17 protein-coding genes are annotated in these 17290 nt (G+C 34.5%); 5 read left to right on the top strand and 12 right to left on the bottom strand.

Annotation, left to right across the window (positions count from 1 at the left end; genetic code table 11):
• Nucleotides 1-6: 6 nt before the first annotated feature.
• Both HM987_RS17525 and HM987_RS17520 read left to right on the top strand, forming a co-directional pair.
• On the top strand, nt 7-186 hold the full coding sequence (locus tag HM987_RS17525) for a hypothetical protein (protein WP_179009311.1): 180 nt from the start codon (nt 7-9) through the stop codon (nt 184-186).
• Complete coding sequence (locus tag HM987_RS17520) at nt 174-1826, top strand: serine hydrolase domain-containing protein (RefSeq protein WP_179009310.1); 1653 nt, start codon at nt 174-176, stop codon at nt 1824-1826. The genes HM987_RS17525 and HM987_RS17520 overlap by 13 nt, the downstream gene beginning before the upstream one ends.
• A 36-nt stretch (nt 1827-1862) precedes the next feature.
• Here HM987_RS17520 and sufD read toward each other — a convergent pair whose 3' ends face one another.
• The 7 genes from sufD to HM987_RS17485 form a co-directional block, all read right to left on the bottom strand.
• Complete coding sequence (sufD, locus tag HM987_RS17515) at nt 1863-3179, bottom strand: Fe-S cluster assembly protein SufD (RefSeq protein WP_179009309.1); 1317 nt, start codon at nt 3177-3179, stop codon at nt 1863-1865.
• Nucleotides 3180-3330: 151 nt separating this feature from the next.
• Nucleotides 3331-4083 carry a Fe-S cluster assembly ATPase SufC gene (gene sufC, locus HM987_RS17510; RefSeq protein WP_179009308.1) on the bottom strand — a complete coding sequence of 251 codons (753 nt, stop codon included), beginning with the start codon at nt 4081-4083 and terminating at the stop codon, nt 3331-3333.
• A gap of 4 nt (nt 4084-4087) precedes the next feature.
• The gene (locus tag HM987_RS17505; protein ID WP_179009307.1) at nt 4088-4498 is read right to left on the bottom strand and encodes a hypothetical protein; all 411 of its coding nucleotides are present in this window, start codon (nt 4496-4498) and stop codon (nt 4088-4090) included.
• Nucleotides 4498-5379, bottom strand: a complete 882-nt coding sequence (locus HM987_RS17500; protein WP_179009306.1) for an N-acyl homoserine lactonase family protein — start codon at nt 5377-5379, stop codon at nt 4498-4500. The genes HM987_RS17505 and HM987_RS17500 overlap by 1 nt, the downstream gene beginning before the upstream one ends.
• 66 nt (nt 5380-5445) lie before the next feature.
• A complete protein-coding gene (sufB, locus tag HM987_RS17495; protein WP_179009305.1) occupies nt 5446-6894 on the bottom strand; it encodes a Fe-S cluster assembly protein SufB in 1449 nt (482 codons plus the stop codon).
• 16 nt (nt 6895-6910) lie between these two features.
• The gene (locus HM987_RS17490) at nt 6911-7240 is read right to left on the bottom strand and encodes a HesB/IscA family protein (protein WP_179009304.1); all 330 of its coding nucleotides are present in this window, start codon (nt 7238-7240) and stop codon (nt 6911-6913) included.
• Nucleotides 7241-7387: 147 nt separating this feature from the next.
• Entirely contained in the window at nt 7388-7627 is a 240-nt protein-coding gene (locus HM987_RS17485; RefSeq protein WP_179009303.1) for a hypothetical protein, read from the bottom strand.
• Between the two features lie 225 nt (nt 7628-7852).
• Here HM987_RS17485 and thiL point away from each other — a divergent pair, with 225 nt between their 5' ends.
• Nucleotides 7853-8905, top strand: coding sequence for a thiamine-phosphate kinase (gene thiL / locus HM987_RS17480; protein WP_179009302.1), 1053 nt, complete (start codon nt 7853-7855; stop codon nt 8903-8905).
• Here thiL and HM987_RS17475 read toward each other — a convergent pair.
• From HM987_RS17475 to HM987_RS17465, 3 genes are all read right to left on the bottom strand, one after another.
• Entirely contained in the window at nt 8889-9119 is a 231-nt protein-coding gene (locus tag HM987_RS17475) for a hypothetical protein (protein ID WP_179009301.1), read from the bottom strand. The two genes, thiL and HM987_RS17475, sit on opposite strands and share 17 nt — an antisense overlap.
• Before the next feature lie 81 nt (nt 9120-9200).
• On the bottom strand, nt 9201-9443 hold the full coding sequence (locus HM987_RS17470) for a hypothetical protein (RefSeq protein ID WP_179009300.1): 243 nt from the start codon (nt 9441-9443) through the stop codon (nt 9201-9203).
• 77 nt (nt 9444-9520) lie between these two features.
• Nucleotides 9521-10297: an alpha/beta fold hydrolase gene (locus HM987_RS17465; protein WP_179009299.1), complete on the bottom strand. Its 777-nt coding sequence runs from the start codon at nt 10295-10297 to the stop codon at nt 9521-9523.
• 94 nt (nt 10298-10391) lie between these two features.
• Here HM987_RS17465 and HM987_RS17460 point away from each other — a divergent pair, with 94 nt between their 5' ends.
• Nucleotides 10392-11945: a serine hydrolase gene (locus tag HM987_RS17460; RefSeq protein ID WP_179009298.1), complete on the top strand. Its 1554-nt coding sequence runs from the start codon at nt 10392-10394 to the stop codon at nt 11943-11945.
• A 482-nt stretch (nt 11946-12427) separates the two neighbouring features.
• On the top strand, nt 12428-13756 hold the full coding sequence (locus HM987_RS17455; protein WP_179009297.1) for an aspartate kinase: 1329 nt from the start codon (nt 12428-12430) through the stop codon (nt 13754-13756).
• 11 nt (nt 13757-13767) lie between these two features.
• Here the strand turns inward: HM987_RS17455 and HM987_RS17450 are convergent, their stop codons facing one another.
• Nucleotides 13768-16902, bottom strand: coding sequence for a DUF3427 domain-containing protein (locus HM987_RS17450; RefSeq protein WP_179009296.1), 3135 nt, complete (start codon nt 16900-16902; stop codon nt 13768-13770).
• On the bottom strand, nt 16899-17285 hold the full coding sequence (locus HM987_RS17445; protein ID WP_179009295.1) for a (deoxy)nucleoside triphosphate pyrophosphohydrolase: 387 nt from the start codon (nt 17283-17285) through the stop codon (nt 16899-16901). Before HM987_RS17445 ends, HM987_RS17450 begins: the two co-directional genes overlap by 4 nt.
• Between the last annotated feature and the right edge of the window lie 5 nt (nt 17286-17290).

Below are 17290 nucleotides of genomic sequence, written 5' to 3'. Positions count from 1 at the left end.
TTTATTATGAAGAAATCATTTTATATCCTCGGGTTTATGACGTTTTTTATTCTCGGAATAGGCGCCATGTTTGAATTTTTAAACTGGCCTTACAGAGGCATCATAGTTTTTATTGGGTTTTTGTTTTTAAACTTTGGTTTAATTCCGACTTATTTCTACCAAAAATACAAGCAATGCCAACCTTAAGATATCGTTGCTTATTGGTTTGCTTTTTCATGTGCTGTATCTCAACAGCCCAGGAAGAGATAGTTCAAAAGATCGATGCCTTATTAGAAGTTTACGATACCAACGATGCGCCTGGATTAAGCGTAAAAGTCATCCATCAAGGAAAATCTATTTATGCTAAAGGTTTTGGACTTTCTAGTTTAGATTACACTGTTAAAAATTCGGATTCCACGATTTTTGATATAGCATCTCTAGCAAAACAATTTACGGCCTCAGCAATTTGGGCATTGTCAAAAGAGGGTAAAATTAGTTTAGACGATGACATCAGACTCTATTTGCCTGAATTTCCCGAGTATGAGGAGCAAGTAAAGATCAAACATTTACTAAATCATACCAGCGGAATTCGAAATTATCATACATTGATGTATTTGGCTGGTTTTAATTATGATACCTCGTATTACGACAATAGCACAGTTTTAGGTTTAGCGGTTAGACAAAAATCTTTAAACCATTTACCTGGTGAAAAAGTAAGCTATTCCAATACCAATTATAATTTGTTAGCAATTATTGTGGAACGTATTGTAGATCAAAATCTAAACACTTATCTCAAGCTCAAAATTTTGGATCCGTTAGAAATGCATAGCTCATTTGTAAGAGTTGAGCACGGCAATCCAATTAAAAATAAATCTGTCGGCTATCAAAAAAAGAAAAACAGCTTCAAGTTTAATACAAACGACCAGTTGAGTTATGGCGCAGGTAGCATGGGTTCTTCTGTTAACGACATGGCAATTTGGATGCAAATGCTAAATGAGCAAAATGAAGAATTTAAATCATTAGCACAATTTTTAAAAGAAATTGAAGTATTATCGTCTGGCAAAAAAGCAAAATATGCAAGAGGATTAATGATTGACACTTATAAAGGTTATGAAGTTATAGGTCATAGTGGTCAAGGTTATGGCGGACGCTCACATTTAATCGCTATAAAGGAACATCAAATTGGTATTGTTGTTTTGACCAATTTAGAAAGCATCAATGCCACAGGAATTGCGTATCAAATTTTAGATGTGCTTTTAGATGATCAGAATTTTCAAAATGAAAATACAATCAATGCATCTTTTGAAAAGCAGGACCTCAATAATTTTGTTGGCGAATTCAAGGAAATTAATAGCGATATGACTATGACTTTATTTGTAGAGAATGACACCTTAAAATCCAAAGGTTCTTTAGGAAAAATGTCTGTGGCTTTGGTGCAATTTGATAAGAATAAGTTTCACAGAGAACAAAGTGAGCAGGTAAAATATGATTTTTCACCATCAGCAACTCATGATATGATAATTTCATTTGGTGGCACACCATTTTTCTTTGAACGCGCTAAATTTATTGACGCAGATTCAGTAGTACTCAATGCGTTTGGAGGTTGTTTTTATTCTGAAGAATTAGATGTTACCTATCGTTTTTTTGTTGAAAACGAGAGCCTTAAATTAGCCTTCAAAGGGAATGAAAAAGTCAACTTAAAGCCTATTCAGTTAAATCAATTCGGAAATAATGATAGAACACTTTATCACTTTATAAAAGATGAAAGTAATTCTGTTACTGGAATGCTTTTATCCTGTGATGGTACTGTGAAAGAAATTGTATTTAAAAAAGAAAAGGATCGCTAAATAGCAATCCTTTCAAAATTTTATAATTGATAAATTTTACAAATCATCAAACCCAATATTAACGCCCAATTTCTTAGCAATAATCTTAGTAATCCTATTTTTTACCTCAGGAATTTTCACAGAGTCCATAACATTGTTGCTAAATGCAAACATCAATAATGCTCTAGCTTCTTTTTCTGGAATTCCACGAGAACGTAAATAGAACATGGCGCTTTCATCCAATTGACCAATCGTACAACCATGGGAACATTTAACGTCATCCGCAAAAATTTCAAGTTGAGGTTTGGTATTGATGCTCGCTTTGTCGCTTATTAAAATATTGTTGTTGGCCTGAAATGCATTGGTTTTTTGTGCCAATTTCTCAACGACCACTTTCCCATTAAAAACGCCTGTGGCACTATCATCAAAAATACCTTTGTAATCTTGATGGCTTTCGCAATTTGGTTCAATATGATGTACCAATGTATTGTGGTCTACATGCTGTTTATCGCCAATAATGGTGATGCCTTTCATGGTAGAATCAATACGCTCGCCGTTTTGGTAAAATTCGAGATTGTTTCTGATCAATTTTCCACCAAAAGAAAAGGTATGCACTTTAGCTAAACTTTCCTGTTTTTGATTTACAAAAGTGTTATCAATTAATGACGCTGTTTGCCTGTCATTCTGAATTTTATAATAATCTACAATGGCGCGTTTGTTGGTGAAAATTTCAGTTACCGAATTCGTTAAAACCGGATTGTCCGTCAAACTCTGATGACGCTCGATAATCTGAACATGTGCATTTTCATTGACCACAATTAAGTTACGAGGTTGTAACATAACCGCAGCTTCGTTTCCTGTTGAGAAATGAATGATTTGAATTGGTTTTTCAACCACCTTGTTTTTAGGAATATTAATATAAGCCCCTTCATACGAAAATGCCGTATTCAATGACGACAAGCTGTTTTTTGCTGCAATCGTATTGAAATAGTTATCAATTACCATTTTATATTTTGGCTTGGTCAATGCTGCAGACATGAGGCAAACATCCAAACCGTCATGCGTCGTTTGTGATAAATGCGACGCATATTTTCCATCTATAAAAATGATTTTATACGCATCAATTTCATGTATAAAATATTTCTTTACATCTTTAAACTCTATGTCATTTTCATGCTTTGGAAACACACTATAATCGTGCTTTAAAATCGAATTCAACGATGTGTATTTCCAATCTTCCAAACGCTTTGAAGGAAACCCTTCAGCTTCAAAAGTCTTTATAGCTTCAGTACGAATGTCATGTATGGACGAGTGCACATCAACGGTGTCCTCAAAGGCCATAAATGACGATACTAATTTTTCTTTTAAACTCATGTTGTTCAGTATTAAGTACTCAGTCTTCAGTCCTTAGTTCACTCAATCGTAAACTAATAAAGAATAATGATTACTTTATTTAATGTTTTGGTAGCAAATAATCAGAGTAGAGTAAGCAACTGCCAACTGCAGACTGACCACTGCCTACTAATCAGGCGTTAACCTCTTCCTTAATCCAATCGTAACCCTTGGCTTCTAGCTCGTGTGCTAATTCCTTGCCTCCTGTTTTTACAATTCTACCTTCGTGTAACACATGTACAAAATCTGGAACGATATGGTCTAACAGACGTTGGTAATGTGTTATAACAATAACCGCATTGTCTTTGGATTTCAATTTATTGACGCCATTGGCAACGATACGAAGCGCATCGATATCCAATCCGGAATCGGTTTCATCCAATATGGCCAATTTTGGTTCTAACATCGCCATTTGAAAAATTTCATTTCGTTTCTTTTCTCCACCAGAAAAGCCTTGGTTTAAGGAACGTGATAAAAATTTACGGTCAATTTCCAGTAATTCCGATTTTTCACGAATCATTTTCAGCATATCCTTTGCCGGCATATCTTCCAAGCCTTTGGCTTTTCGAGTTTCATTAATAGCCGTTTTCATAAAGTTTGTGACACTTACTCCAGGGATTTCAACAGGATATTGAAACGATAGGAAAATACCTTTGTGCGCACGTTCTTCTGCCGCTAATTCATCGATATCTTCATCTTCCAATTCTATTGAACCTTCGGTAACTTCATATTCCTCCTTACCAGCAATTACGGCAGCCAAAGTACTTTTACCAGAACCGTTTGGTCCCATAATGGCATGTACTTCTCCTGCGGTCACTTCGAGATTAATTCCTTTTAATATGGCTTTATCTTCTACACTGGCGTGTAAGTTTTTTATTTTTAACATAATCTTAATTTGCTAATTTTATAACGTCTTTTGATTCTGGGTTGGGTGCTTCAACCTTTAAAATTTCTTTTATTTCTACGCGGTATTGCCAACCTTCTTCAAGCGAATCTTTTTCAAATTTGCGAACTCTTACAGTTACGGGAACCATATCGGTCGCTTCTTTTTTTAAAGGTTTTACTTGTTCTTCCAAGAGGTGCATATTCTCATCGATGACCACACCATATATTTCCTTTGGTGTTTGTAATACGGCAGCATCTGCATAATAGACGAAGTCGCCTCTTAAAGTTATAAACCCATCATTTTGATCGAAGGATTTTGCGCGGTTTTCTTCAAGATTTACCTCTTTTTTTGGTTCGTTTTTACATGAAACAAATAGTGCAAGGCACATTAATATGGCCAATGAATGTTTAAGCATTAGTCTAAATATTTAGGGTATTTTGGTAATCGGTTAAAATCGTCTGCGCTATGCTGAATGTAAACAGCAGCATTATTTTCTTTAGCGAAAGCTTCAAATAGTTCCATACTTTTTAAAGTGGCTTCAACATCATAATTAAAGCTTGGAATCCCTTTATTATCTCTATTTTCTTGAAAATGGTACAAATCTCCAGTCAATAAGACATTCCCAGCATTTTCTAATTTTAAGAATAAAGCCTGATGGCCTGGCGTGTGCCCTGGCATGGATTTAATAACTACAGTTCCGTCGCCAAAAACATCATAGTCTCCATTAAGTTTTTCCACATTTTTTAATTGAGATATAGGCGGATAATTATCTCCTTTTTTCTGTTCTTCACTAGTGATAAAATCGTATTCACTTGCTTGAACCAACCACGTGGCATCGGCAAATTTTGAAGCCGAACCTGTATGGTCGAAGTGTGTGTGCGACAAGGCAATAAAATCAAAATCTTCTGGTGTGAGATTTAAGCTCTTTAGTTGAGACATAACAGAATCTTTACGAGAGACTTTAAATACACCATCTGGTGTTGAAAATGGTTCTTGACCAACCAATCCTTCCGCTAAACCAGCATCCCATAGCATTCTGCCATTTGGATGTTCAATGATATAAAAAGCATCCGCAAAAGTTTTTGATTGCCCTTGATACGTGGTGTCTTGAGAGAAAACCTCTAATTTATTAACTTGAACTGTTCCTCCATCTAGTGTATATAATTTTACACCTTCCTTTTTTGGAGCTTCTGCGACTTCTGTCGTATCGTTGTAACCGTCTTTCACTCCTTTTTTGGAATCTTTGCAGGCTACAAATGCTAGTGCAAGTGATAATATTAATAGTGTTTTTTTCATATTATGCTGAATTTATTTCAGTATCACATTCTTACCTTCTCTAAGAAGGAATATTATTATTGATTTTTATCCTACTGAGCCCTCAAGGCTAATTTCCAATAATTTTTGTGCTTCCACAGCAAATTCCATTGGTAGTTTATTGAGGACTTCCTTACTGAATCCATTGACGATTAAAGCAATGGCTTTTTCGGTATCGATACCTCTTTGGTTACAATAGAAAATTTGGTCTTCACCAATTTTACTTGTGGTCGCTTCGTGCTCAATCATAGCACTTTTATTTTTCGCTTCTATATAAGGAAACGTGTGTGCACCACATTCATTTCCCATCAGTAAACTATCACATTGTGAAAAATTACGTGCATTTTCCGCTCTGGAATTGATTTGTACCAAACCACGATATGAGTTTTGTGAGTGACCTGCAGAAATTCCTTTTGAGATAATAGTTGATTTAGTGTTTTTTCCTAAGTGAACCATTTTTGTACCTGTATCGGCTTGCTGGTAATTGTTAGTTACAGCAATGGAATAAAATTCGCCCACGGAATTGTCGCCTTTTAGTACACAAGAAGGGTATTTCCAAGTGACCGCAGAACCCGTTTCTACCTGTGTCCAAGAAATTTTTGCGTTTTTCTCACAAAGCCCTCTTTTAGTAACAAAATTGAAAACACCACCTTTTCCTTCAGCGTTTCCTGGGTACCAGTTTTGTACGGTTGAATATTTTATTTCGGCATCATCTAAGGCAATTAATTCTACGACAGCAGCATGTAATTGATTTTCATCTCTGCTAGGTGCGGTACATCCTTCTAAATACGATACATAACTACCTTCATCAGCAACTACCAAAGTTCTTTCAAATTGGCCTGTTCCTGCTTGGTTAATTCTAAAATAGGTGGATAACTCCATTGGACAACGCACACCTTTTGGAATGTAACAGAATGAACCATCACTGAAAACTGCTGAATTCAACGCTGCATAAAAATTATCCTTTTGGGGAACTACAGTTCCAAGGTGCTTTCTTACTAACTCAGGATGCTCCTTTATAGCTTCAGAAATACTCATAAAGATGATTCCTTTTTCGCCTAAAGTCTTTTTGAAAGTCGTTGCTACTGAAACAGAATCAACAACGACATCCATAGCAACTCCAGCTAATTTCTTTTGCTCATCTAATGAGATTCCTAGTTTTTCAAAAGTCGCCAATAATTCTGGGTCCACTTCATCAATACTATCGTATTTTGGTTTATTGTTTGGTGCAGAATAATAGGAAATCGCTTGAAAATCTGGTTTTTCATAATGGACATTGGCCCAATCCGGCTCTGTCATTTCCTTCCAAACTTTAAACGCTTCCAATCGCCAAGCCGTCATCCATTCCGGTTCTTCTTTTTTCTTGGAAATAGCTATAACAATCTCTTCATTTAGACCAATAGGGAAAGTGTCAGATTCAATATTTGTATAAAAACCGTATTCGTATTCTTTGGTTTTTAATTCCTCTCTAAGGTCGTCTTCAGTATATTTTGACATGTGTGTTTTCGTTTTTTTATAATGAAAAAGATTCACCACAACCGCAAGTGCGATTCGCATTTGGGTTATTAAAGACAAAGCCAGTTCCGTTCAATCCACCAGAATATTCCAAGGTTGTACCTATGAGGTAGAGAAAACTCTTTTTATCGACAATGATTTTAACGTCATTATCTTCAAAGACTTTGTCATCTTCAGCTTGCGATTTGTCAAACTTTAAATCATAGGACAAACCAGAACAGCCACCACTTTTCACACCAACTCTCACGTAGTCTGTGCTTGGATTGTAGCCATCGTCAGTCATGAGCTCCATGACTTTCTTTTTTGCGTGATCAGAGACTTTAATCATATCGTTTAACTAGATTAGTTCTAAATAGAATGCAAATATACGATATAACAGAGGTTAAACCATAGGTACTAACATTATATTAGCATATGATTTGATAAGATTTGGCTATGGTACTTAAATCAAGTAAAAGTCAATGTGGAATAGGAATTATATAGCCACTTTGGTTTTAGGAATACGTCTTGTAAGTCTATATAATTCTTGTAAGGTGTCTGTTACTTGACTGTTGGGTACAGTGTGATTTTCAAAATTTCCATGACGGTCAGTGACCACTACGGTATCGCAATGTGAGCACGTCATCTCTATCGTATGATCCAAATTGGTTTTTGATCTTACATAATTGTGCCCAAAAATGGCACAAGGGAGTGTTTCTGTAGAAGTAGGTTTCATTAGTTATAAAGATTAGGGGATTACAATTTATATAAAACCAAAGTAAGTTTTGGTCAAAATGCTTGATATTTCGATGAAATACATAAAATATTTAGATTCTAATAGAAAAAAATTGGTTTGAAATATAGGCATATGGGCAAATGCGGGCAACGAAATACTTGATCTTTTTATAATAAATTACCTTAGAAGTAATTCTATTCAAAAAAAGCACAATATTTTTGCATTATGATTGAAGATAAAAACCCACAGCGAACGCCTTTAAGTGAATTAGGAGAATTTAAACTTATAGAACATTTGACGGATCACTTTAAAGTGACCCAAAAATCTACTGTAAAAGGTATTGGAGATGATGCTGCTGTATTAAGTTTTGGTAAAAAACAAATTGTTGTTTCAACAGACTTATTAGTCGAAGGTGTACATTTTGATTTGAGTTATGCGCCATTAAAACACTTGGGCTACAAGGCGGTTGTAGTGAATCTTTCTGACATTTACGCCATGAATGCCGTTGCTACGCAGGTTACGGTTTCGATTGCTGTTTCTAACCGTTTTCCTCTAGAAGCACTTGAAGAATTATATGACGGAATTTCCACAGCGGCAGAAATTTACAACGTCGATGTGATCGGTGGAGATACCACGTCTTCAACTTCTGGGTTGCTAATTTCTGTGACAGCGATAGGAGAAGTTGACAAAGGGAATGAAGTGTTGCGTTCTGGTGCAAAACCTAATGATTTAATCGTAGTGACAGGAGATGTCGGTGGGGCTTTTATGGGATTACAGGTTTTGGAGCGCGAAAAGGAAGTTTTTAAGGTAAATCCAAATAACCAACCCGATTTATCCATGTACACTTACATTATTGAGCGCCAGCTAAAACCTGAAGCACGTAAGGATATAGTAGAATTACTTAAGAAACTGGACGTAAAACCAACCAGCATGATTGATGTTAGTGACGGTATTTCCTCTGAAATTATCCATCTATGTAAGCAAAGTAAGGTTGGTGCAGATGTTTACGAAACTAAGATTCCTTTAGATCCACAAGTGATTTCAACTTGTGAAGAGTTTAATTTAGATAGTACCACTATTGCGTTAAATGGAGGTGAGGATTATGAATTATTAATGACCATTTCGCAAGACGATTTTCCTAAAATAAAAGGCAATCCAAATTTAACGGTTATCGGTTATATAACAGAAGAAGATAGAGGTATGTATTTGGTAACAAGAGCGGAAGAAAAAATTCCGATTATTGCTAAAGGTTGGAATGCACTTAAAAATCAAGCATAACAAAACGCTGACTTTTTTCAAGTCGTTTAGTATGCACGCGATTTAATACAGAATTGATTTCTTTGAATTTTGGTGTTAAAGGAATAAATTTTCCATCGCCATCAATGGTCATTTCAGATTTACAATTTTTACACTTATATTCTTTAACGTGGTAAGTCACAATTTTGGAGACTTTGTAGTCGTGACCAAACAATGAGCAATAAACATTTTTCATTAACTAGTTTTCTTAAAGGTTTTCGGTTTCCAGTAGGAACTGAAATATAAGAAAAATTAGTTGCTAAAAAGTTATGAACATTTAACAAATCGACGAAGTGAGCATTTTTTGCTTCAAACGCATCGTTCTGTTGTTATAAATACGCTCTAAAGCCGAATTTATTTCTTGACGTTTCTCAGTTAATTCGGTAAGACTACCATTAGTGTTTGTGGTTAATTGTTTCTTACAACACTTGCAGGTGTACTCTTTGACGTGATTGGTTACTTTTTTGCTAATTTGATAATTATGACCAAATAAATCACAGTATAGTTTTGTAGGCTTCATGATCGGTTTGTTTACAATTAAATTTTTAATCCTAAGGTAAACTTAGAAAAAAAAGACAAACAAAACGTTTAAGGGGTTTATTTTTCGATGAAACGCAATAAATTGTAAGTTAAATCTGATTTATTTTCAATATGACTCATATGTCCTTCTGAAAACTCTACATAATGAACGTCTGTATCTTTAATTTGATTGATAATTTTGTTGCCGTCAACTAAACCATCCTTTTTACCAATAATAATTAGTTTCTTAGCGTTCAGGTTTGTCAATGTGTCAAAGCGATTGGATCTCAATTTCATACCTTCTGACGCCGCAATGTATCCTTGGACAGGCGTTTGCAATGCCATTTGCAAAGCCTCTTCAAATTCATTTTTAAAACTATCCTTACTTTCAGGTGCAAATAGATTTACGAAAGACATGCGCACTAAATTTTGAAAATTTGTTTTGGCCATGGCATTGGCACGCGTTCGCAGTTCTTTCTTTTCTTCATCGTCAGCTTCAAAAGTGGAGTTCATTAAACACAGACCTTTAAATAATTCAGGATGCTTTTCGGCTAGAGCCAAAGTCACATAGCCACCCATGGAATGCCCAACAAAATGTGCACGTTCAATATTAAGGTGTTCCAAAACAGCAAAAACAGCTTCCGCCATGTCTTCCATCGTATGCACATAACCCAAACATCCCGTTTGTCCATGGCCTAACAAATCGATGCTAACCACTTGATGGATTTTTGAAAATTCAGGAATCAAATCGTTCCACATTTCTAAGGTTTCAAGAAATCCATGAAGTAGAACTATGGTATTTCCTTTACCTTTAACTACATAATTAATTGTACTGTTTTTGTAATCTAAAGTCATGTGGGCAAAGATAAATTTTGAAAATGTTTTACACCATTAATCATTATAACAATTTAGTATCTTTGAAAGCATTCAAAACTAAATTCAATACTTAATGTTATTAAAACGACTATTTACTGCAGTTCTTATTATTTCGGCTTTCTTAGTAAACGCTCAAATTGAAGAAGAACAACTCGATAATCTTATCAAGGAAACCTTAACCACTTTTGATGTGCCTGGTATTTCCGTTGGTATTTATAAGGATGGTGAAATTGTGTATGCCAAAGGACATGGCGTGCGCTCATTGACCAATAAAAAAGATATGAATGCTGAAACCTTGGTTGGTGTCGCTTCAAACAGTAAAGGATTTACCTGTTTTGCACTCGCCATGATGGTTGATGCAGGTAAAATGAATTGGGATGATAAAGTGAGACAGCATATTCCGGAATTTCAACTACACGATTCTTGGGTCACTGAAAATTTCACGGTTCGGGATTTGGTAACGCACAGAAGTGGTATGGGTTTAGGTGCTGGCGATTTAATGTTTTTTCCTGAAGGCAGTGATTTCACGATTGACGATGTCATTAAGAATGTAAAATATTTAGAGCCTGAAACCTCATTCAGAAGCAAATTCGCTTACAATAATAATATGTTTATTATCGCAGGAGAAGTTTTAAAACGTGTCAGTGGTCTGACTTGGGAAGAATTCATGGAAGCCAAAATCATGAAACCGGTTGGGATGACGAGTAGTAAAGCCGCCTACAACCGAGTTACAGACAAATCGAATATTATTGATGCACATACCATGGCTGACGGAAAAGTCATCCAGATTCCACACGATTGGAGCGAACTGGCCAATCCTGCAGGAGGCATTATGAGCAACGTCCCAGATATGCTGACTTGGGCAGAATTTTTAATGAACGATGCCGTAAAAAACGATGGGGAACGTTTATTGAGCGAAATACAGTTTCATGAGCTTTGGCAATTACAGACACCATTAAAAGTTTATCCAGGCGATTGGTATGATTCTAATTTTAAAGGTTATGGTTTAGGTTGGTTTGTTGCTGATGTCAAAGGCGGTTATAAACAAGTGTATCACACAGGTGGTTTATTAGGTACTGTTACACAGTTTACTATGATTCCGGATTTGGATTTAGCCATTGTGGTATTGACCAATCAAATGAATGGTTCAGCTTTTAATACCATTACTAACACGATTAAAGATTCGTATTTAGGATATGATAATAGAAATTGGATTGAAAAATATGGTAAGCGAAACGCAGATTATATTAAGTATAACGATAGTATAAAAGCCGAGGTGTACTCTAAAGTTGAAAAAGCCCAAAAACTCAAATCCTTACCGAAACCAGAACATATTGTGGGCACGTACACCGACGATTGGTTTGGTGATGTGATTATTTCACACGATGCAAAAAAAGGGTATACAATAAAGAGTGAGCGTTCGTCCAGATTGTTTGGTGAGTTATTGCCCTTAAATGCAACCACTTTTGTTGCCAAATGGAACAATAGAAGTTATGACGCAGATGTCTATGTGCAATTTGCCTTCAATGAAAATGAAGAAGCCGTTTCCGCCACCATGAAATACATTGCGCCAATCACCGATTTTAGTTTCGATTTTCATGATTTGGAACTTCAGAAAACTGAATAAGCGCTAATTAAATGATAATCAGGATTTTTAAGCATACTAAGAACTCGAATACATTGTTGGGAGTTTTTGATAAAGCGTTACTTATTAATCACTAAATATTTTGCCACAAATACACGAATTCACTCGTTTTCTATAGTATAAAATAATTGATTATCTATAAAACAAATGGAACAGACCTAAGGTTTGTTCCTAAGATTTATAGACCTTCATAAATAGCCTATATCAGATTCGTGTATTTGTGGCAAAAAAAATCGATTACTTCTATTTTTGTCATGTACTAAATTTTAAGACTTAAAATTGTCTGAAAAATCTGATTTTGTAACAATGCACAGGTAAATTTCTTCATTTCCAGTAACAAAGTAAGGCTAATATATCGTGTTTGTTAAATAATTAACATTTTGTAAAAAGACATACAAATTTTTACATTTTCATGGTGAGCATTGCTATGGTATTTACATTTGCAGCCTAAAATTTGAATAGTTATGTTAGTCTATAAATTTGGAGGCACTTCTGTAGGTTCTGTCATCAACATGAACCACGTAAAAGACATTATCAATACTAAAGGTAAAAAGATTGTCGTCCTTTCTGCCATGTCTGGAACGACCAATGCTTTGGTAGAGATTTCAGGGTTGATAAAGGTCAACGAGTTGTCGCAGGCGAAACATAAAATCAGTCAACTTCACCAAAATTATAAGTCTACCGTAAGCGATTTAATTACAGACAAAACCTTAGGTAACGAGGTCAGTTCCTATGTCACCTCGATTTTCGATGCGTTAATGAATGCTGCCAGTCAGCCGCACTCTACATTATTGCACAATACTATTGTGGCCAATGGCGAGTTGTTGTCCACGTTTATGTTTAGCCGACTATTACAACAAGAGGGTTTAAAAGCCACCTTGCTGCCGGCTTTGGATTTTATGCGCATTGACCGCACTAATGAACCCGATAATTTCTACATCAAGCAAAATTTAGAGCGTCTTATGAATCAAACCCAAGATAGCGATGTTTACATCACCCAAGGGTTTATATGTTTGGATGCCGATGGCCAAATCACCAACTTACAACGTGGCGGAAGCGATTACACAGCTACCATTATTGGTGCAGCTCTTGAAGTTGAAGAAGTCCAAATCTGGACCGACATCGACGGCTTTCATAACAACGATCCACGTTTTGTAAATGATACCACAGCCTTATCGCATTTATCTTATGATGAAGCAGCGGAATTAGCCTATTTTGGAGCAAAGATTTTACATCCACAAACCGTAATGCCAGTACGTAGTTTAGATATTCCATTGCGACTTAAAAACACGATGGCACCAAACGCACATGGTACTTTAATTACCAACCAAATTCATGGCGAAGGCATCAAAGCCATTGCCGCCAAAGATGGGATTACCGCCATAAAAATAAAGTCGGTACGTATGTTATTGGCACACGGCTTTTTAAAGAAAGTCTTTGAGGTGTTTGAAAAATACGAAACCTCTATTGACATGATTACCACATCTGAAATCGCCGTTTCCCTAACCATTGACGACACCACACATTTAGAGTCCATCACAGAAGAACTCGAAAAATTCGCCACCGTAGAAATTGACGATTATATGAGTATCGTTTGCTTGGTTGGTAACCAAATTATTTACCATCCAGATACGCCACAATTGTTCCAAGTGCTACAAGATATTAATGTCCGTATGATTGCCTATGGAGGCAGTAACAATAATATTTCACTTTTGGTGAATTCTAGTGATAAGTTGGAAACCTTGCAGAAGTTACAGCGGTATGTTTTTGAGGGAGATACTTTTGAGGTTTAGGATAATATTTTTTATCCAACTGAAAGTTTGGCCGCATCTTTCCACAAATAATGTGGCATAGGCTCGTTTAGTTCCCAATTAATACTCATAGGTTTTGAACCATAATGGTCTTTTATTTCTCCTTCACCAATAAACACATAACCGTTACTATTTCCGAATTCATTTTTCGCTTTTTCTCGTACAAAAAGTAAGATTATTTTATTCGTGTTTTTGTGGTTGATATAAGACAATCCTTTTCCTTTGTCAGGTCTTGCTGAATTTTGAGTTTGCCAATGAAACAATAATTCATTTACAGCATAGTCATCATACATTGTTGTGGGTGAAAAATTCTCTTCGGATTTGATGAGATTTATAAATAGTAATTCAGTATTTAAATCTTTGTTTAAAGCTGTTCCTTCTCGATTAGATGACTGTTTATCGAAACTACTAAATTTAAAGGCCGTTAAAATTTGGTCTCTTGTATAACGACTATGCAATTTTAAAGGTTGATTGTAAGGAAGATTAATTGGCAATTCTTTAAAATCAATGTTTTCAATTAAGAGTTCTAATACTTCTTTTATTTCTTCAACCAAAACTGAATTTATGCCTATTTGCTTAATGCTTTTTTGTAATGATTCGAAACCACCTTTTTTCTGCCAAACATCATAATGTAACATTAAAAGCATGGTTTTTTCATTTTGATTTAATTCTGAAATAATTACATTGAAATTCTGTTTAGCAATTTTCAAAATGAAAGTAAAATAACTTAATGAGTTTGTTGAGAGCCATTTATTTGATATTGCTGAGACTATAGCTTTTTCATTTATTGAATCAAAATCATTTATCTTACCTGCAAGTTGGCACAGTCTTTTCCAGCTTTCTCTTTTATAAATTGATTGTAACGGAATATTATAAAACTTACTGAAATTTCCAATAGTTAAAGGCAGATTGGTATCGTGTTCAAACTGTTGAATTCTTTGAATTAGTTTGTTCTTTTTCAGAGAAGTTGCAGCAGTAATACTTTTAAGTATTGTTTCTTTAGATTTTTTCTCTAAAATAATTGAGCAACCAAGAGGTAAATGAGGGAAATTGTCTTCTAATTCTTTTACAACTGTTGTGTTCGTTTTACCTATTAAGGCTCTAAATTTACTTTCAAAATTATATTCAGAATGCGAATTACCAACAAAATCTAAAACGGTTAAACAATCTTTATCTTCATGTAATCTCAAACCTCTTCCTAATTGTTGTAAGAAGACAGTTAAGCTTTCTGTTGGTCTTAGAAAAAGCACTGTGTCAATTTCGGGAATATCTATACCTTCATTAAACATATCAACAACAAAGAGGTAATTGATTTCTTTCTTTTCTAATTTTCGACGAATTGAAACTCTGTCTTTGCTGTTTTTACTTGTAAGGTAATCTGCTTTTAATCCTGCTAGAGTAAATTTTTCAGCCATGAATTTAGCATGTTCCATGGAAACACAATAACCTAAAGCTTTAACATCTTTTAAGTCTTTGGTGTATTTATCTAAAGCGTCAATTATTTCTCTAACTCTTCTATCGCTTTCTGTGTATAAATTAGTTAATTCGCTAGCTACATATTTACCTCTTATCCAACTAACATTTGTTAAGTCTATGCTATCAGTAATTCCAAAGTACTGAAAAGGGCAAAGCAACTTTCTGTTCATTGCTTCAGGTAATCTAATTTCGGCTGCAATTTTATTGTCAAAATCCTCTAAAATATCTCCGCCATCCATTCGTTCTGGCGTTGCGGTAAGTCCAAGCAGAATTTTTGGTTTGAAATAGTTGATTACAGACCTGTAACTGTTTGCTATTTGATGATGGCATTCATCAATAATGATATAATCGTAATAATCTGTTAATAAATTTAAGTTTTTTAGCTGATTATTTACAGTTTGAACTGAAGCAAATACACACTCGAAATTTTCAGGAACCATTCCATCAATCCATAATTCTCCAATATTATTGTTTCTTAAAACACCTCGAAAAGTAGAAAGTGATTTTTGTAGAATTTCTTTTCTGTGTGCAAGAAATAGCAATTTTGATGATTTGTTATTTTGTTTAAAACGTTTATAATCGAAAGCCGAAATAACAGTTTTACCAGTTCCTGTTGCTGCTACAACTAGGTTTCTGTATCTATTATGGATAGTTCTCTCAACTTCTAATTTTTCTAGAACTTCATTCTGATATGGAAATGGTTTGATGTCAAAAAAAGCAATTGTGTTTTCGTAAGGCTTGCTAAATTTACTTTGTTTTAATGCGTCTATTAATTTTTCTTTATGAATAGAATCGTCAAATAACTCAAAATCATCACTTTGCCAATAAGCATCAAATGTTTTCTGAAACTTATCAATTATGTGACTTACTTCTTTTGTGGTTACTTTTAAATTCCATTCTAACCCATCAGTTAAAGCTGACCTCGAAAAATTGGATGAACCAATATAGGCAGTATGAAAACCTGAATCTCTATAGAACAAATAAGCTTTTGCGTGTAATCGTTCGTTTCCTGTGTTGTAAGATATTTTAACTTCGGTATTTGGTAGTTTAGCAAGTAATTGAATAGCTTTATAATCTGTAGCTCCAATATAAGTTGTAGTAATAACTTTTAGTTTTCCACCACGTTCAGTAAATTCTCTTAATTCTTTTTCAAGAATTATTATTCCTTTAAATTTTATAAAGGAGACTAATAGGTTTATTTGATTTGAAGAAAGAATTTCTTTTTTTAGCTCGCTTTCTAATGATAATCCACCATTTCCACCAGTGAATAATTCACTTTGAGTTAAAGTTGTATAAGGTGTTATTTCTTTGAGGCGTAAATCTAAATTTGAAAAATGAGCATCAGTTTTTGAAAAAACTGCTTTTAAAATTTCACCTTCAACACTTACTAAATCATCTTCAAACTCTTGTTTGTTGAGTTCGTCTTTTAATAATTTGATGACTTTGTTGGCAATTTCAATTTGTAGTCCTGTTTTGCCTTTAATAAGTTGGAAAGCGTGTTTTAAAGTTTGTGCTAAGTGTTTGGATAGAATAGTTGCGGCATCCTCTTTATCAATTATATTTTTTTTCAGATAGAATTTGTCCTTATCAAGGCTTTTTAATTTTTCAGAGACAAGAAGTGTGATTAATTCTTCGTAAATTCCTTGATTCATAATGCTAAAAATTCTTTCAAAATTGGTAAATCGGCTTCAGCCCAATCTAAATTATTTAATTCCTCCTTGTTCGCAATTACAAAATCGGAATGCTCTTTTAGTTTTAATTCTCCAGAAAAATGTTTAGCAATAAATGGAATTAATTTAATTTTAAAATCAGGATATTTATAAGTTACAGGTGTCAACCTTTCATTTATCTCAATTTTAATATTTAATTCTTCTGCGATTTCTCTTTTTATACACTCAATTTCAGATTCACCTTGTTCAATTTTACCACCTGCGAATTCCCATTTCAAAGGAAGTTTCATTTTTGTGCTTCGCTGAACAGCTAAAATCTTATCATCAAAATGAATGATTGCACAAGTTACCTTAATGGCTTTCAAAATAT

The sequence above is a fragment of the Winogradskyella forsetii genome (assembly GCF_013394595.1).
GTDB lineage: Bacteria > Bacteroidota > Bacteroidia > Flavobacteriales > Flavobacteriaceae > Winogradskyella > Winogradskyella forsetii.
This window is presented reverse-complemented; position numbering and strand designations above follow the sequence as displayed.

What these genes read in the sequence shown, in the direction of transcription:
- HM987_RS17525 (WP_179009311.1), top strand. Translation starts at nt 7, where the DNA reads ATGAAGAAATCATTTTATATCCTCGGGTTTATGACGTTTTTTATTCTC.
- HM987_RS17520 (WP_179009310.1), top strand. Translation starts at nt 174, where the DNA reads ATGCCAACCTTAAGATATCGTTGCTTATTGGTTTGCTTTTTCATGTGC.
- sufD (WP_179009309.1), bottom strand. Translation starts at nt 3,179, where the DNA reads ATGAGTTTAAAAGAAAAATTAGTATCGTCATTTATGGCCTTTGAGGAC.
- sufC (WP_179009308.1), bottom strand. Translation starts at nt 4,083, where the DNA reads ATGTTAAAAATAAAAAACTTACACGCCAGTGTAGAAGATAAAGCCATA.
- HM987_RS17505 (WP_179009307.1), bottom strand. Translation starts at nt 4,498, where the DNA reads ATGCTTAAACATTCATTGGCCATATTAATGTGCCTTGCACTATTTGTT.
- HM987_RS17500 (WP_179009306.1), bottom strand. Translation starts at nt 5,379, where the DNA reads ATGAAAAAAACACTATTAATATTATCACTTGCACTAGCATTTGTAGCC.
- sufB (WP_179009305.1), bottom strand. Translation starts at nt 6,894, where the DNA reads ATGTCAAAATATACTGAAGACGACCTTAGAGAGGAATTAAAAACCAAA.
- HM987_RS17490 (WP_179009304.1), bottom strand. Translation starts at nt 7,240, where the DNA reads ATGATTAAAGTCTCTGATCACGCAAAAAAGAAAGTCATGGAGCTCATG.
- HM987_RS17485 (WP_179009303.1), bottom strand. Translation starts at nt 7,627, where the DNA reads ATGAAACCTACTTCTACAGAAACACTCCCTTGTGCCATTTTTGGGCAC.
- thiL (WP_179009302.1), top strand. Translation starts at nt 7,853, where the DNA reads ATGATTGAAGATAAAAACCCACAGCGAACGCCTTTAAGTGAATTAGGA.
- HM987_RS17475 (WP_179009301.1), bottom strand. Translation starts at nt 9,119, where the DNA reads ATGAAAAATGTTTATTGCTCATTGTTTGGTCACGACTACAAAGTCTCC.
- HM987_RS17470 (WP_179009300.1), bottom strand. Translation starts at nt 9,443, where the DNA reads ATGAAGCCTACAAAACTATACTGTGATTTATTTGGTCATAATTATCAA.
- HM987_RS17465 (WP_179009299.1), bottom strand. Translation starts at nt 10,297, where the DNA reads ATGACTTTAGATTACAAAAACAGTACAATTAATTATGTAGTTAAAGGT.
- HM987_RS17460 (WP_179009298.1), top strand. Translation starts at nt 10,392, where the DNA reads ATGTTATTAAAACGACTATTTACTGCAGTTCTTATTATTTCGGCTTTC.
- HM987_RS17455 (WP_179009297.1), top strand. Translation starts at nt 12,428, where the DNA reads ATGTTAGTCTATAAATTTGGAGGCACTTCTGTAGGTTCTGTCATCAAC.
- HM987_RS17450 (WP_179009296.1), bottom strand. Translation starts at nt 16,902, where the DNA reads ATGAATCAAGGAATTTACGAAGAATTAATCACACTTCTTGTCTCTGAA.